Here is a 14464-nt window from a genome sequence, read left to right as displayed (position 1 = left end):
GGGGCGCACCCCACAGACGGAGGTGGACGATGGCGTCGTCGGGGACAGGCCCGCGCCGGGTGACGATCGACGATGTGGCACGGGCCGTCGGGGTGTCCCGGCAGACCGTGTCGCGCGCGCTCAACGACAAGGGCGAGATCGACGCCGCCACCAAGCAGCGCGTCCTCGACGCCGCCCAGGAACTGGGATACCGGCCGAGCCGGTTCGCCCGGGGACTCGTGCGGCAGGACACGATAAGCGTCGGCCTGGTGATCCCCGATCTGCTCAACCCCTTCTTCACCGAGGTCGCCGCCGCCGCGCTGGAGGCGGCGCGCTCGCGGGGCTGGCACGTCGTCGTCTACGACACCGGGGACCGCTTCGAGGAGGAGCGCGGCACGCTGGAGGTCATCGCCTCGCAGGTGGACGCCGTCGTGGGGTATCTGACCCTGCCGGAGGAGGAGATCGACAAGCTGACCCGGGGACTGCCCGTGGTGCTCATCGACCGGGAGCACCGCGCCGAGCGGTTCAGCGCGATCCGGATCGACGGCGAGGCGGGCGTCCGCGACGCGATCAGGCACCTGGTGGACTCCGGGCACCGGCGCATCGGCATGATCGACCATGCGACCCGGTCCGAGCCGAGCATCCGCCACCGCTGGTTCGACGCCGCCATGTCCGCCTGCGGACTGGACTCCGGCACGGTGAGCCGTGCCGACCAGAGCATCGAGGGCGGGGAGGGCGCACTGCGTGCACTCCTCGCCGAACACCCGGACGTCACCGCCGTGTTCACCTTCAACGACATCATCGCCATCGGAGCCCTGCGTGCCGCACGCAAGCTCGGACGGCGCATCCCCGAAGACCTCGCCGTGATCGGCTTCGACGGCCTGCAGCTCGGCACCCTCGTGGAACCGCCGCTGACCACCGTGGCCCTGGACACGCGGGAACTCGGCGCGCTCACCGTGGAGCAGGCCGCCCGGCTGCTCACCAGAAGCGGCCCGCTCAGCCGCGACGAGGCGGCGGTCAGGGCCGAACTGCGGCTGCGTGAATCGGCGTAGCCGCGAACACGGCTCTCCGGCCCCGGCCCGTCGCAGTTCGAGGAGCAGCGCCGGGCCGGGGTCGAGGTTCGGCATGGGCAGCCCGGCCATGGTCAGGATCGAGCCCGGCAGGGCGAGCCGGGCGCGGCTGCAGTGCTGGACGATGCCTTGGCCGCAAGGGCGTCGGCGGGCACGGCGAGTGCGACCGCGAGCGCGGTGACAGCCGTCAACATCACCGAGGGGACCACTGTGACCAACGGGGCAGCGGTGGGCGCCACGCTCCTCTGCGGCGCGTGTTCGCCCTGCCAAGTAGGCGCCGCTCAGGGCGTTTCGGGGTCCCGGCCGGCGAGCTCGACGAGCAGCCGGGCGGTGCCCGCCGGGTCCACGATCTGGTGGAGGTGCTCGCCGGGCAGATGTGCCACACGCCAGCCGCGCTCGCCCGCCTCGGCGGCGAGGTCGTCGTACGGAGGCCCGAACAGCACGTAGGAGCAAGGGTGGTCGTCCCATCCGCCGGGGACCGGGATGTGCTGCTCGTAGTAGGACAGCGGCAGGGTGGGCTGCTCCTCCGCGACGGAGCGGCGCACCGCCGGATCCGGGAACATGGGGGCGACGTCCGCCTCGTCCCACCAGTCGGTCCAGCGCGGCAGCCTGCCGTTCACGGTCATCGGCCGTAGAAATTCCAGGAGTTCGGGTGCGGCGACGGGCGTGGATCCGGACCGGGCCGGCAGTGCGGCGTCCACGAAGACCGAGCCGGTGACAGGGTGGACGAGGCCGGAGCGGATCACAGGTATGAACAACCCCGCGTTGCTGTGCGCCACCAGCACGACGGGGCTGTCGGCCGGCACCTGCCGCAGATCGTCCCGTACGGCCTCGACGACGCGGGGCCAGAAGGGCGGGGCGCCGGCGCCGACGTGCAGCAGGGACGGCACCCGGACCCGGTGTCCCGCGGCTGCCAGGTCATCGGCCACGGGACGCCAGGTCGAGGGGCCCACGGACGGACTGTGCACCAGAACGAAGATCGGCTCCATGCGACGATCCTGCCGCCCGTGCCGGTGATGCCGCGACATTCTCGGCCGACAGCAGAACACCGGGCCGACCGCCCCTCGCTCAGCCGCTGTGGGAGACGGTCAGTCCGTAGAACGCGACCCGTGCGCCGTTGGTGGTGCTGTCGGAGGACGACTGGTTGTACGAACCGGCCTTGAAGTACTGCTTGTAGGAGAAGAAGGACGACGGGATCGGGTAGTGGGTGGTGCTGCCGTTGACCGTCAGGTCGATGGTGTCGCCGCCGGATACGGCGATCGTGTACGTCCAGGTCTTGCCGATGGAGACATGACCGACCGTGTGCGAAGTCTGGCCGCCGGAGGGGGAGTTCTCGGTGCCGAGGACGATGTCGCCGTTCGAGTGGTAGTAGAGCTCCAGCAGGGGCTTGGTGGAGGAGCCGCCGCTGCCGAGGTGGATCTGCCCGACGCACACGTTCTTCGTCACCGACACGACCCGCAGCGTGGCGTTCAGCTTGTGGCTCCCGCCCAGCGACCAGTCGGCGGCGCTGCCGCTGCGGTTCATCTCCCGCAACTCGGAGCGGGCGTAGTTGGAGTTGGGCGTCGTGACACCCTTCTCCGGCGCCCAGAAGGTCATCGCCCCGTCGCGCTGGTCCGTGTAGAAGTGCGAGTCCTGGTACCCGTTCGCGCCCTGGAGGCGTGAGGACGGAATGGTGGTCGGGGAGCCGGGCGAGCCGACGGGCTCCTGGAGCTGCCATACGGACAGGTCGAAGTTGCCGCCGGGCGCCTTGCCCGGGTCGGCGGCGGTGGCGTTGCCGGTGCTCATCACCGCGAGGGCGCCGACGACGGCCGTGACACTGACGCCGGTCAGGACTTTCGAACGAATCATGGCGTGCCCTGCTTTCTGGAGTGGGGGGTGAGCACGTGCCGGAGCTCGTTTCCTGGCTCGGAGTTCGCAGACGTTCATGTGGGTGAACATAGTGCTTGTCCGTGAACCCGAAGGGTGTGGCAGAACCTAAAGGTCTGCACCAGCGCCGTCAAGAGGTGGAGGGGGAAACTCTCCCGGGCCCTGTCCGAACCGTTCGGGTGGAAGGAGTGGCAGGTCCAAGTGGCTTTTCCCTAGGATGTGTTGTCTGCCGGTCCGGTTGGCCCGGCGCGGCTTGGAGCTGGGGGAGACGATGGAGTCCGGGAAGCGGCTGTCCACCAAGATCGATGCCACGGTCCCCACGGCCGCGCGCATGTACGACCACTACCTCGGCGGCAAGGACAACTACGCCGTCGACCGGGCCGCCTGCGAGGAGCTGGACAAGGTCGTGCCCAGCACCCGGGCGCTGGCGCTGAACAACCGGCGCTTCCTCCAGCGGGTGGTCGCCACGCTCGCCCAGGAGTTCGGCGTGCGGCAGTTCCTCGACCACGGATCAGGGCTGCCCACGCAGGACAACGTGCATCAGGTGGCGCAGCGGATCGATCCGGACTCGCGTGTGGTGTACGTCGACAACGACCCGATGGTCCTGGTGCACGGCCGGGCCCTGCTGGACCAGAACGACCGCACCGCGGTCATCCAGGCCGACCTGCGCGACACCGACACGATCTTCTCCCACCCCGACACCCAGCGGCTGATCGACTTCTCGCAGCCGGTGGCCGTGCTGTTCAACTCCGTGTTCCACTGCATTCCGGACAGCGAGAGCGACGGTCCGCCCGCCGTCGTGGAGCGCGTGGTCGAGCGGCTCGCGCCCGGCAGTTGCCTGCTGATGTGCCAGCTGGTCAGCGAGGACCCGGAGGTGCGGGCCTTCGTGACCGACTTCATGGACAAGGCGACACAGGGGCACTGGGGTCGGGTGCGCCAGGAGAAGGACGTGGCGCAGCTCTTCGACGGGCTGGAGATCCTCGATCCGGGCCTGGTGGAGGTCTCCACCTGGCGGCCCGACAACGACGTGGCGCCGCGTCAGCTCACCCAGGAGTGGATCGAGTTCGGCGGAGTCGGCCGGCTTCCGTAGCGGGAAGTGCGGTCACTCGGCCGCGTACCGCTGCCGGGCCGTCTCGCGGAGGAGGTTCAGGGAGTCGCGCGGACTGAGGGCGTCGTCGGCCAGCTGGTCCAGGGCCACCCGGTACTGCTCCGTCTCGTCGCGATCCTCCAGGAACGTGGCGCTCCTCATGTGCTCCAGGTAGACGACATCGGGCAGGTCCAGGCCGCCGAAGCGCAGGTACGTGACGGGAATGGCCGGCGCCGAGGCGTCGGTCACGTCCAGCGGGACGACCTGCACGGTCACATGCGGCAGTTGGGCCATCGCGATCAGGTGCTCCAGTTGCTCACGCATGATCTCGCGGCTGCCCAGCACGCGCAGCAGCACCGACTCGTCGACGATCGCCCAGAGCTGCGGCGCGTCCGCGCGCTGCAGCAACTGCCCGCGCTTGGAGCGCAGCTCGACGCGGCGGCCGACCTCTCGTTCCGGCGCCGAGGGCAGGCCGCGTTCCACCACGGCGCGGGTGTAGGCCGGAGTCTGCAGCAGCCCGGGAACGTACTGGATCTCGAACGTACGGATGGAGTTGGCCGCTTCCTGGAGCCCGACCAGCCGATCGAACCACTCCGGGATCAGCCGCTTGTCGAAGCGCTGCCACCATCCGGGTTCCCCGGCCCGCCGCAGCAGTTGCAGCAGGACGGACGTCTCGTAGTCCTCCGTCTTGTAGAACTCCAGGAGGGACCGGACGTCGCTCTCGGTGGGCGGCCGACGGCCCTTTCCCGCCTCGATGCGGGAGAGCTTCGCCGGGCTGAACCCGACGGCGCGCGCGGCCTGTTCCTGGGCGAGGCCCGCGTCCTCGCGGATACCCGCCAGCTGCACCCCGACCAGCATCTTCAGCAAAGTCGGCGCGGGCTCGGTGCGATGCAGATACGGTTCCAGGCGGGAGACGCGCGGCGACTCGGAGGGCATCCTGACTCCCGGTGGGCAGAGGGCAACAGGCCGCATTATTCCACCTATTGGCGCCCCGGTGCATGCGTGGACCGAAGCGGAGTGCGGTCGTCCGGCGGGTGTGCGGTCAGGCGGCGCGGCGGGGTTCCGGCGGAGCGTCACAACAGGTGGTCGAACGCACCCTCCTTGGCGGCGGCCAGGAAGGCGGCGACCTCGGCGGACGTGTAGATCAGCGCGGGGCCGTGCGGGTCGCGGGAGTTGCGCATCGCCACTCCTCCCTCGGCCAGGGCGGCGACCTCCACGCAGTTGCCTTCGGCGTTGCTGTGCCGGCTCTTGATCCAGCGGACGCCCAGTGAACTCGCTCGGACCCCGTTCGAAACTGATGGCACTGCACTCTCCTTGCGCATGACTGGCTCGAACTGCACGCGCAATTTCTCGTGAAATTGCACGGACTGGCTGTCGACGTGGATAATAGCCAAGGCACCAACGTCCGTGTCAGCGCTTCGTCCTGACGCCACCGCAGGAGATGCCGTGTCGCTGCCCGTGCAACCAGCACCCTGGTCCGGCCCGAGTCCGCTCCCAGGCCCCACCACTTCGGCCGGGGACTCCCTGCGCGCTCGCGCCAGGGCCGCCGGCCTGCGTCTGACCAGCGGCCGTACGGCCTGCGGCGTGGCACGGGAGTTCACCGAACGTGTCCTCGGCGACTGGGAATTGGATCAGCTACGTGACGACGCCCTGACCGTCGTGTCCGAGCTGGTCGCCAACGCGGTCCTGCACGGTCCGGGGGGCGACGCAGGCGGGGGAGTCGAGTCCGAGGTGCTGCTGAGGCTCAAGCGCCGTCCGGCTCACCTGATGTGTGCCGTCACCGACCGGGGCGAGACACTCCCCAGCCCGGGGCACTTGGGCGCCTCGCTCGAGGAGGGCGGCCGCGGCCTGATCATCGTCGAGGCGCTGTCCCAGCACTGGGGCTGGACCCGCTGCAATCCGGTCGGCAAGACCGTCTGGGCCATGCTGCTCGCCGAGGCGCGCACCTGACGATGACGTCACGACCCAAGCCCGAAGTCCTCAGCGGGGAGCGTCCGGTGACGGACAAGAAGCCGGCCACCGCGCTCCAGGATGTCGGACTGGTCGCCTGGCACGACATCGAGGACTCCTCGGGATCCGCCGCGGCCATCCCGTTCCTGCTCGCCGCCATCGCCTCGGGAGACACGGCCGCCGCTCGGAACGCCCTGGACCGGCTGCGGAACCGCATCTGCCAGTACGGCTTCGTCGTCGGCCAGGCGACGGCCGTCACGGTCCCCTTCCTGTGGGACCTCGCCCAACGCCCCAAGACCACCTGCCGGGTGCAGATCCTCCACCTGCTGCGGGACATCGCCGACGCCCGGCAGTGGGAGATCACGGCCGCCGCGTACCCGAAGATCCGCCGGCGCCACGGGGCTTACGTCGAGTGGGAATCAGCCGCCCGCCATGCGGTGCGCGCCCAGCGCGGTGCCCTCGCGCGGCTGCTGGCCGAGCAGGACACCGAACTCGTCCACGCCACCGAGACCCTCGCCTCCACCCTCACCGACTGAGTGCGCGGGCCACGGGTTCAGACGACGCGGGCCACTCCCGCGTAGATGCCGCTGTCCTCGCGCTCGGGCAGCCCGCCGGGTACGCCCCACTCCGTCGCCGTCACCAGGCCGGGCGGGACGAGTTCCAGGCCGTCGAAGAAGCGCTCGACTTCCGGGCGGGCGCGGAAGCCCAGCTCGATGCCGCCCTTCGCGTACTCGGCGGTCACCTGGGCGGAGAGCTCCGGGAACAGGTCGGACGAGGCGTGCGACAGCACCAGGTAGCTGCCCTTGGGCAGCGTGGCGACCAGGCCGCGGACTATGCCGTGGGCGTCCTGCGCATCGGGGATGAAGTGCATCAGCGCGATCAGCGACAGGGCGATCGGACGCTCGAAGTCCAGGATGTGCCGTGCGTGCTCGACGATGCCGTCCGGCCGGCGTACATCGGCCTCGATGTAGTCGGTGGCTCCCTCGGGGCTGCTGACCAGCAGCGCCTCGGCGTGGCGCAGCACGATCGGGTCGTTGTCGGCGTAGACGACCTTGGCGGTCGGCACGACACCCTGGACGATCTGGTGGAGATTGGGTTCCGTGGGAATGCCCGTGCCGATGTCCAGGAACTGGTCGACGCCCTGGGCGGCGAGCCAGGCCACGGCACGGTTCATGAACTCCCGGTTCTGCCGCGCGGCATCCCGTGCCTCGGGCGGCAACTGCTCGCCCACGGCCTCGTCGATCGGGTAGTTGTCCTTGCCGCCGAGCAGGTAGTCGTAGACCCGCGCGGGATGCGCCTTGCTGGTGTCGATCCGAAGGGACGGCTCCGGGCCGGTCGTCATCGCAACTCCATCGCGCCGGTGAATCAGGGACTGAATCAGGGACAGGCCAAGTACGCGATCATCGTACTCGGGTGGTGATGTCGGCTGAGCGAGAAGGGAGTTGGAACGGGCGCCGTACGCCCGCGGCCTGCCTGAACCGGCGGACGAGGTCGGCGGCGGCCTGCTCCCACTCGGAATGGGCGAAGGTGAATCCGGCCGCGCTCAGCCGGCCCGGCGCCACCCGTCGGCTCTTGAGCAGCAGTTCCGTGTCCGAGCGCATCGCGAACGCTCCGAGCTCCGCCATCCACCGTGTCGCCGGCAGCCCGACCGGGACGCCCCAGGCCGCACGAAGGGTCCGCATGAACTGCCGCTGGGGGAGAGGGTGGGGTGAGGCGAGGTTCACCGGCCCTTCGACGTCGTCCCGGGCGATCAGGAACTCCACGGCGCGTACGAAGTCCTCGTCGTGGATCCAGGAGACGTACTGTGCTCCACCGGCGACCGGTCCGCCGAGTCCCAGCCGCGTGAGTCGCAGCAGTACGTCGAAGACGCCGCCTCGGTCCGGGCTCATGACCATCGCCGAGCGAAGGGCCACCTTGCGGGTGGCCGGAGTGCGCGAGTCGGCCTGGGCCTGCTCCCAGTTCCTCGCGATCTCCACGCTGTACGCCCAGTAGTCCGGCACTCCCGCCTCCGAACCGCCGATGACGCCGGTCGCCTCGTCGTGTGCGGCGTCGTAGCGATGGGCGTAGATCGTGGCGGTGCTCATCTGCAGCCAGACCCGCGGTGGCCGCGCGGCGGCGGCGATCGCCTCGCCGACGATCCTCGCCGAGTCCACCCGGGAATCCATCATGGCCCGCAGGTTCTCGGGGGTGTAGCGGCAGGAGACGCTGCGTCCGGCGAGGTTGATCACCGCGTCGCAGCCGTCGACAGCCTCGGCCCACGGGCCGAGCGTCACCCCGTCCCAGCCGACCTCACGCTCCCGCTTCGGGGACCTGGTCAGCACCACCACCTCATGACCGGCCGCCGTCAGCGCGCGGTCCAGAACCGCGCCCACCTGTCCGGTCCCACCGGGCAGCACTACCTTCATCGGGCCCCCTCAGTTTCAGGCGGCCCATCCTAACGCCAGAATTGAACACGTTCAATTATGGATCCGGGCGCCATCCGGGGCGGAAGGGTGCCCCCTGCCGTCCATCTCACCTGCGCCCCGGTAGTGTCCGCTCCGATTCGGCGGGCCTGCGGCGGAGCGGTTCGCAAGGAGGAGGAGCGCGATGGCTGGGCGTCCACACGAGACCTCGTCCGGACAGGAGCCGGAGACGCAGGAGCCGAAGACGCGTCCTTCGGGTGTGCGGCAGACGGCGCGGCTCGCGGTGGTGATCGGCGCCCTGGGCGTGGTCTTCGGCGACATCGGGACCAGCCCGATCTACACCCTCCAGACGGTGTTCGACCCGGGCGACCCGCACCCCGTCCCGGTCAGTACGGAGAACGTGTACGGCGTGGTCTCACTCGTCTTCTGGTCGGTGATGATCATCGTCACCGTCACCTATGTGCTGCTGGCGATGCGCGCCGACAACGAGGGTGAGGGCGGCATCATGGCCCTCATCACGCTGGTGCGGCAGCTGAGTTCACGGCGGAGCCGGCGAACCGCCGTCGTGCTGGCCGGGCTGGGTATCTTCGGCGCGTCGCTGTTCTTCGGCGACAGCATGATCACCCCGGCCATCTCGGTGCTGTCGGCCGTCGAGGGCGTCAAGGTCGTCGAGCCGTCGCTCGGCGGCGCGGTCGTGCCCGTCACCGCCGTGATCATCGTGATCCTCTTCCTGGTGCAGCGCCATGGAACCGCCGCGGTGGGCCGGGTGTTCGGACCGGTCATGATCGCCTGGTTCACGGCCATCGGCGCGTGCGGCATCGGCGGTATCACCGACCACCCGGACATCCTCAAGGCGTTGTCGCCGAGTTATGCCGTGGGCTTTCTCTTCGGACATTTCAGCACGGGCTTCTTCGCCCTGGCCGCGGTCGTGCTCGCGGTCACCGGCGCCGAGGCGCTCTACGCGGACATGGGCCACTTCGGTCGGCCCGCCATCACCCGAGCTTGGCTGTTCCTCGTCTTTCCCGCCTGCATCCTGAGCTACCTCGGCCAGGGCGCGCTGATCCTCAACGATCCACGCAACATCAGCAGCCCGTTCTTCCTGCTCGTGCCGCACTGGGGGCGCTGGCCGATGATCCTGCTGGCCACGGCGGCCACGGTGATCGCCGCCCAGGCGGTGATCACCGGTGCGTACTCCGTCACCTCCCAGGCCGCCCAGCTCGGCTACCTGCCGCGGCTGCGCATCGCGCACACCTCCGAGACCACCATCGGGCAGATCTACGTCCCTTGGATCAACTGGCTGTTGATGGTCTCGGTCCTCACCCTGGTCTTCGCCTTCCGCAGCTCCACGGCGCTCGCGTTCGCCTTCGGTATGGCGGTCACCGGCACCATCACCATCACCACCCTGTTGTTCTTCTACGTCGCCCGCGCGAAATGGGGCACGCCTCTCTGGCTGGTCGCGGGCGGAGCGGCGGTGCTGCTCTTCGCGGACCTGCTGTTCGTGGCCGCCAACCTGACCAAGTTCGTCCACGGCGCGTGGCTGCCGCTGCTGATCGGCCTCACCATGTTCACCATCATGGTGACCTGGCAGCGCGGCCGCGAGATCGTCACCGCGTCCCGCGTCCGCAACGAAGGATCGCTGCGCGAGTTCGTCGACCAGCTCCGCACCGGGGAGCTGTCGGAGCTCCGCGTCCCCGGCACGGCCGTGTTCCTCAACCGGGGCAAGCAGACCGCGCCGCTGGCCATGCGGGCCAACGTGGAACACAACCACGTACGGCACGAACACATCGTGATCATGTCCATCGAGACCGAACCCGTGCCCCGCGTCGCGGCAGCCGACAGGGTTGTCGTCGACAGCCTCGGCTACGCCGACGACGGCATCATCCACGTCACCGCCCGGATCGGCTACATGGAGACGCCGGACGTGCCCGGCACGCTCGCGATGCTCGATCCCGCCGTGACGGAAGGGCAGTTGGAGCTCGACCAGGCGTCCTACTTCCTGTCGAAGATCGAGCTCCAGCGTGGCGACGAGCCGACCATGGCCCCTTGGCGCAAACGGCTGTTCATCGCCACCTCCTACATCACGGCCGACGCCGCCGAACACTTCGGCCTGCCCCGCGAGCGCACCGTCATCATGGGCTCGCAGATCGAGGTGTAACCGGGCCGCACGCCGGATCCACGAGCGGCACCGGCGGTGTGTGTCCGCGATGCGCGATCAGTGCGTGTGTGCGGAGTCCTCGCGGTCCGCGGAGGCCGTCGTGGTGGCCTCCGGCTGCTTCACCGCGCCGTCCGTACGGACCGTGAACGCCGCGGTGTGCACCTCGCCCGCGTGCTTGAAGTCCAGGAACAGCCGGTAGGTGCCGGGGCTGGGCGCGGCAGCGGTGAAGGAGATGTCCGGTCCCGGGCGGGTCGTGCCGTCGCCGGGTTCGCCGTTAGGGTGCACGTGCAGGTACGCCAGGTCTCCGGAGCGCAGGGCCACCAGGTGCCCGTACGCGCCGAGGTAGGGCTGGAGGTCGTGCACGGGCTTGCCGTTCCTGGTGACGGTGAACGTCAGCCGGCTGCTCTTCGCGGGCGCCGGGCGGCCCTTCAGGCTCACCTTGTACCCGTCGACCGTGGCCGTGCTGCCTGGTGCGGGGAGCGGGGCGGGCCGGTACGTGCGGGACGCGGTGAGGTCGGCTCCCAGGGTGAGGCCGTCGCCGCCGCGCGGCGTGAAGTCCGCGAACACGCGGTAGGCGCCGGCCTCGGGCAAGCTGACGGGTGTGGACCAGGTGCCGTCCGCGGCGCGGATCGGGTGCAGGTGGCGGTAGGTGGTCAGGTCGCGCGACGCGATGATCAGGTGCAGTTCCTTGGTGTGCTCCTGCTGGTAGGCGGTGAGCGCACGCCCGGTCGCGTCCTGGACGACCGCGAACCGCAGGGTCGTGCTCCGGCCCGTCTCGAGCGCCGGCGTCCTGAGATCGAGGGTGTAACCCCCGTCGGATATCTGCAGTCCGCCGGGCGGCGCCGCTGACGCGTGGCTCCCCTCGTGTCCGCCGTGTGCCGCGGGCTCGTGCTCCCCGTGGGCGGCGGCCGGCTTGGGCTCGGGAGAGATCTCGCCGACGCCGCTGCCCACGCCGTAGGCGGTGCCGAATGTGGCGGCGAGCGCGGCGGCGAAGACGGTGATCCGCAATCCGGTGTTCATTGGTCGTTCCTCGTCTCTGGCGGCCTGTGGGCGACTCGATGCACTTCAAGGTACCCCCAGGGGGTATTAAGTCAAGGGGTGATTCTCCTTGCCCCGTATACGGGTAGGGGGTATACATGGACTCGCTGTCAGGTACCCCCAGGGGGTACTGGGAAGATCCTAGGAGGAACCGATGTCCGGCTGCTGCACGCCTGAGGGAAGCTGCCATACCGACACCCGGGCCAGGACCCGCTACAAGGTCGGCGGCGTGGGCAGTGCCCACTGCCAGGGCGTTGTCACCGACGCGGTGGGCGCCCTGGACGACGTCGTCGCCGTGGAGGTTGAGATCGGCACGGGACTCGTGACGGTCACCACCGCCGGCGCGCCCGACGACGCCTTCGACGCGCTGATCGCCGAGGCCGTCGACGAGGCCGGTTACGGCTACGCGGGTCGCGCCGACACCTGATCACCCGGCTCATGGCGGGGGCCACCCGGCCCCCGCCCCGTTCGAGTCACCCGACACTCCTGAGGTACGAGGAGCAGACATGACCACCACCACACCCGGTGCCGCCGAGGTGGAACTCGCCATCGGCGGCATGACCTGCGCCTCCTGCGCCGCCCGTGTCGAGAAGAAGCTCAACCGCATGGACGGCGTCGAGGCCACCGTCAACTACGCCACGGAGAAGGCCAAGGTCACCTTCCGCGAGGACATCGCCGTCGCGGACCTGATCGCCACCGTCGAGGCCACCGGCTACACGGCGCAGGAGCCCATACCCGCCGCGCCGCCCGGGAACGATCCCGGGGAAGCCTCCGAGCCGGAGGAACTCCGTTCGCTACGGCAGCGGCTGACCACGGCGGTGGTGCTCGCGGTGCCGGTGATCGCCATGGCGATGGCGCCGGCGCTGCAGTTCGAGTACTGGCAGTGGCTGTCTTTGACGCTCGCGGCGCCCGTGGTGACGTACGCCGCCTGGCCCTTCCACCGGGCCGCCTGGACCAACGCCCGGCACGGTGCCGCCACCATGGACACGCTGATCTCGGTCGGTACGTCGGCCGCGTTCCTGTGGTCCGTTTGGGCCCTGTTCCTCGGAACGGCCGGCATGCCCGGCATGAAGCACCCCTTCGAGGTGACCATCGCGCGCAGCGACGGCGCCGGGAACATCTACCTGGAGGCCGCCGCCGGAGTGACCGCGTTCATCCTGGCGGGCCGGTACTTCGAAGCGCGGTCCAAGCGGAAGGCGGGCGCGGCGCTCAGGTCGCTGCTGGAGCTGGGCGCCAAGGACGTCACCGTCCTGCGCGGTCACCGCGAAGAGCGCATAGCCGTGGGGGAGTTGAAGGTCGGCGACCGCTTCCTGGTTCGCCCCGGTGAGAAGATCGCCACCGACGGCACGGTCGTCGAGGGGTCGTCCGCCGTGGACGCCTCCATGCTCACCGGCGAGTCCGTCCCGGTCGAGGTCGCGGTCGGGGATGCCGTCACCGGTGCCACCCTGAATGCCGGCGGACGTCTCGTCGTCGAGGCCGGCCGGGTCGGCGCCGACACCCAACTCGCCCGTATGGCCAAGCTGGTGGAGGACGCCCAGAACGGCAAGGCCGCCGCCCAGCGGCTGGCCGACAGGATCTCCGGCGTCTTCGTCCCCGTCGTCATCGCCCTGGCACTCGCCACCCTCGGCTTCTGGCTCGGCAACGGTGCCGGCCTGACCGCGGCCTTCACCGCCGCGGTCGCCGTCCTGATCATCGCCTGCCCGTGCGCCCTGGGCCTGGCCACCCCCACCGCGCTGATGGTCGGCACCGGACGCGGCGCCCAGCTCGGCATCCTCATCAAGGGTCCCGAGGTGCTGGAGAGCACGCGCAAGGTCGACACCGTCGTCCTGGACAAGACCGGCACCGTCACGACCGGCCGGATGAGCCTGCTGGCCGTGCACACGGCCGAGGGCACGGACGAGACGGAGGTGCTGCAACTGGCCGGTGCGCTGGAGCACGCGTCCGAACACCCCATCGCCCAGGCCGTCGCAGCCGGAGCCGCCGCCCGGACCGGCCCCCTGCCCACAGTGGAGGACTTCGCGAACGTGCCCGGCCTCGGCGTCCAGGGCGTCGTCGACGGACACGCCGTCCTCGTCGGCCGCGAGCAACTGCTCGCGGAGTGGGCCCTGTTGCTGCCGCCCGCCCTCCAGCGCGCCAAGGCCGCGGCGGAATCCGCCGGCCGTACGGCGATCGCGGTCGCCTGGGACGGCGAGAGCCGCGCGGTGCTCGAGGTCGCCGACACGGTGAAGGAGACCAGCCCCGAGGCCATCCGCCGGCTGCGAGATCTGGGCCTGACTCCCGTGCTGCTCACCGGTGACAACAAGGCCGCCGCCCAGGCCGTGGCCGCCGAGGTGGGCATCGGTCCCGAGCACGTGATCGCCGAGGTCCTGCCGCAGGACAAGGTCGACGTCATCAAGCGCCTGCAGGGCGAGGGACGTTCGGTCGCCATGGTCGGCGACGGCGTCAACGACGCCGCGGCGCTTGCCCAGGCCGACCTGGGCCTGGCGATGGGCACCGGCACGGATGCCGCGATCGAGGCGAGCGACCTGACGCTCGTACGCGGAGACCTCCGTGTCGCCGCCGACGCGATCCGCCTCGCCCGCAGGACCCTGGGCACGATCCGGTCCAACCTGTTCTGGGCCTTCGCCTACAACATCGCCGCACTGCCACTCGCCGCGTCCGGCCTGCTCAACCCGATGATCGCGGGGGCGGCCATGGCGTTCTCCTCGGTCTTCGTGGTCGGCAACAGCGCGCGGCTGCGCGGCTTCCGGGCCGCAGCGCAGTGAACAGCCGTGCCAACGCGTCGTCCCCCGGCCAGGGCGGCAGCTCACCCGCTGCCGCCAGGTCCGGCCGGCTGCGCGGCGCAGTGCCGGGGCGGGCTGCTCCGGCGCAGCGGCCCGCCGTCCGTGCTGCATCGGTATCGGGCCGGGCCGCGCGC

Annotated in this window: 14 protein-coding genes; 7 read left to right on the top strand and 7 right to left on the bottom strand. The window is 70.3% G+C overall.

All coding sequences use genetic code 11. The features are described from left to right. Positions 1-29 precede the first annotated feature (29 nt). Positions 30-1031 (top strand): LacI family DNA-binding transcriptional regulator, encoded by a 1002-nt coding sequence (locus ACIBN2_RS29715; RefSeq protein WP_399138848.1) that lies wholly within the window; start codon positions 30-32, stop codon positions 1029-1031. A gap of 299 nt (positions 1032-1330) precedes the next feature. On the opposite strand, the gene ACIBN2_RS29710 is transcribed toward ACIBN2_RS29715, so the two are convergent. Together ACIBN2_RS29710 and ACIBN2_RS29705 are read right to left on the bottom strand one after the other, a co-directional pair. Then, the gene (locus tag ACIBN2_RS29710) at positions 1331-2038 is read right to left on the bottom strand and encodes an alpha/beta hydrolase (protein WP_399138846.1); all 708 of its coding nucleotides are present in this window, start codon (positions 2036-2038) and stop codon (positions 1331-1333) included. Between the two features lie 79 nt (positions 2039-2117). Beyond that, entirely contained in the window at positions 2118-2897 is a 780-nt protein-coding gene (locus ACIBN2_RS29705) for a polysaccharide lyase family 7 protein (RefSeq protein ID WP_399138844.1), read from the bottom strand. A gap of 289 nt (positions 2898-3186) precedes the next feature. On the opposite strand from ACIBN2_RS29705, the gene ACIBN2_RS29700 reads away from it, so the two are divergent. After that, on the top strand, positions 3187-4005 hold the full coding sequence (locus tag ACIBN2_RS29700) for an SAM-dependent methyltransferase (protein ID WP_399138842.1): 819 nt from the start codon (positions 3187-3189) through the stop codon (positions 4003-4005). A 12-nt stretch (positions 4006-4017) separates the two neighbouring features. Here ACIBN2_RS29700 and ACIBN2_RS29695 read toward each other — a convergent pair whose 3' ends face one another. Continuing rightward, complete coding sequence (locus ACIBN2_RS29695; RefSeq protein WP_399138840.1) at positions 4018-4938, bottom strand: helix-turn-helix domain-containing protein; 921 nt, start codon at positions 4936-4938, stop codon at positions 4018-4020. A gap of 137 nt (positions 4939-5075) precedes the next feature. Continuing rightward, entirely contained in the window at positions 5076-5306 is a 231-nt protein-coding gene (locus tag ACIBN2_RS29690) for a DUF397 domain-containing protein (RefSeq protein ID WP_399138838.1), read from the bottom strand. A 142-nt stretch (positions 5307-5448) separates the two neighbouring features. Here ACIBN2_RS29690 and ACIBN2_RS29685 point away from each other — a divergent pair, with 142 nt between their 5' ends. Continuing rightward, positions 5449-5952, top strand: coding sequence for an ATP-binding protein (locus tag ACIBN2_RS29685; RefSeq protein WP_399138836.1), 504 nt, complete (start codon positions 5449-5451; stop codon positions 5950-5952). A gap of 2 nt (positions 5953-5954) precedes the next feature. Next, the gene (locus ACIBN2_RS29680) at positions 5955-6488 is read left to right on the top strand and encodes a hypothetical protein (protein ID WP_399138834.1); all 534 of its coding nucleotides are present in this window, start codon (positions 5955-5957) and stop codon (positions 6486-6488) included. 17 nt (positions 6489-6505) lie between these two features. Here ACIBN2_RS29680 and ACIBN2_RS29675 read toward each other — a convergent pair whose 3' ends face one another. After that, positions 6506-7294 carry an SAM-dependent methyltransferase gene (locus tag ACIBN2_RS29675; RefSeq protein ID WP_399138832.1) on the bottom strand — a complete coding sequence of 263 codons (789 nt, stop codon included), beginning with the start codon at positions 7292-7294 and terminating at the stop codon, positions 6506-6508. Between the two features lie 58 nt (positions 7295-7352). Then, complete coding sequence (locus ACIBN2_RS29670) at positions 7353-8357, bottom strand: TIGR01777 family oxidoreductase (RefSeq protein WP_399138830.1); 1005 nt, start codon at positions 8355-8357, stop codon at positions 7353-7355. 181 nt (positions 8358-8538) lie between these two features. Between ACIBN2_RS29670 and ACIBN2_RS29665 the strand changes: the two genes are divergently transcribed. Continuing rightward, positions 8539-10509, top strand: coding sequence for a potassium transporter Kup (locus tag ACIBN2_RS29665; RefSeq protein WP_399138828.1), 1971 nt, complete (start codon positions 8539-8541; stop codon positions 10507-10509). Between the two features lie 57 nt (positions 10510-10566). On the opposite strand, the gene ACIBN2_RS29660 is transcribed toward ACIBN2_RS29665, so the two are convergent. Continuing rightward, positions 10567-11529, bottom strand: coding sequence for a hypothetical protein (locus ACIBN2_RS29660; protein ID WP_399138827.1), 963 nt, complete (start codon positions 11527-11529; stop codon positions 10567-10569). 172 nt (positions 11530-11701) lie between these two features. Between ACIBN2_RS29660 and ACIBN2_RS29655 the strand changes: the two genes are divergently transcribed. Together ACIBN2_RS29655 and ACIBN2_RS29650 are read left to right on the top strand one after the other, a co-directional pair. Then, positions 11702-11974: a heavy-metal-associated domain-containing protein gene (locus tag ACIBN2_RS29655; protein WP_399138825.1), complete on the top strand. Its 273-nt coding sequence runs from the start codon at positions 11702-11704 to the stop codon at positions 11972-11974. A 79-nt stretch (positions 11975-12053) separates the two neighbouring features. Further along, complete coding sequence (locus ACIBN2_RS29650; protein WP_399138823.1) at positions 12054-14312, top strand: heavy metal translocating P-type ATPase; 2259 nt, start codon at positions 12054-12056, stop codon at positions 14310-14312. Positions 14313-14464 lie beyond the last annotated feature (152 nt).

Origin of the sequence: Streptomyces sp. NPDC050534, assembly GCF_044457745.1 — a bacterium.
GTDB lineage: Bacteria > Actinomycetota > Actinomycetes > Streptomycetales > Streptomycetaceae > Streptomyces.
The sequence above is the reverse complement of the archived record's forward strand: the minus strand, read 5'-3'. Positions and strand labels throughout refer to the sequence as shown.

What these genes read in the sequence shown, in the direction of transcription:
- ACIBN2_RS29715 (WP_399138848.1), top strand. Translation starts at nt 30, where the DNA reads ATGGCGTCGTCGGGGACAGGCCCGCGCCGGGTGACGATCGACGATGTG.
- ACIBN2_RS29710 (WP_399138846.1), bottom strand. Translation starts at nt 2,038, where the DNA reads ATGGAGCCGATCTTCGTTCTGGTGCACAGTCCGTCCGTGGGCCCCTCG.
- ACIBN2_RS29705 (WP_399138844.1), bottom strand. Translation starts at nt 2,897, where the DNA reads ATGATTCGTTCGAAAGTCCTGACCGGCGTCAGTGTCACGGCCGTCGTC.
- ACIBN2_RS29700 (WP_399138842.1), top strand. Translation starts at nt 3,187, where the DNA reads ATGGAGTCCGGGAAGCGGCTGTCCACCAAGATCGATGCCACGGTCCCC.
- ACIBN2_RS29695 (WP_399138840.1), bottom strand. Translation starts at nt 4,938, where the DNA reads ATGCCCTCCGAGTCGCCGCGCGTCTCCCGCCTGGAACCGTATCTGCAT.
- ACIBN2_RS29680 (WP_399138834.1), top strand. Translation starts at nt 5,955, where the DNA reads ATGACGTCACGACCCAAGCCCGAAGTCCTCAGCGGGGAGCGTCCGGTG.
- ACIBN2_RS29675 (WP_399138832.1), bottom strand. Translation starts at nt 7,294, where the DNA reads ATGACGACCGGCCCGGAGCCGTCCCTTCGGATCGACACCAGCAAGGCG.
- ACIBN2_RS29670 (WP_399138830.1), bottom strand. Translation starts at nt 8,357, where the DNA reads ATGAAGGTAGTGCTGCCCGGTGGGACCGGACAGGTGGGCGCGGTTCTG.
- ACIBN2_RS29665 (WP_399138828.1), top strand. Translation starts at nt 8,539, where the DNA reads ATGGCTGGGCGTCCACACGAGACCTCGTCCGGACAGGAGCCGGAGACG.
- ACIBN2_RS29660 (WP_399138827.1), bottom strand. Translation starts at nt 11,529, where the DNA reads ATGAACACCGGATTGCGGATCACCGTCTTCGCCGCCGCGCTCGCCGCC.
- ACIBN2_RS29655 (WP_399138825.1), top strand. Translation starts at nt 11,702, where the DNA reads ATGTCCGGCTGCTGCACGCCTGAGGGAAGCTGCCATACCGACACCCGG.
- ACIBN2_RS29650 (WP_399138823.1), top strand. Translation starts at nt 12,054, where the DNA reads ATGACCACCACCACACCCGGTGCCGCCGAGGTGGAACTCGCCATCGGC.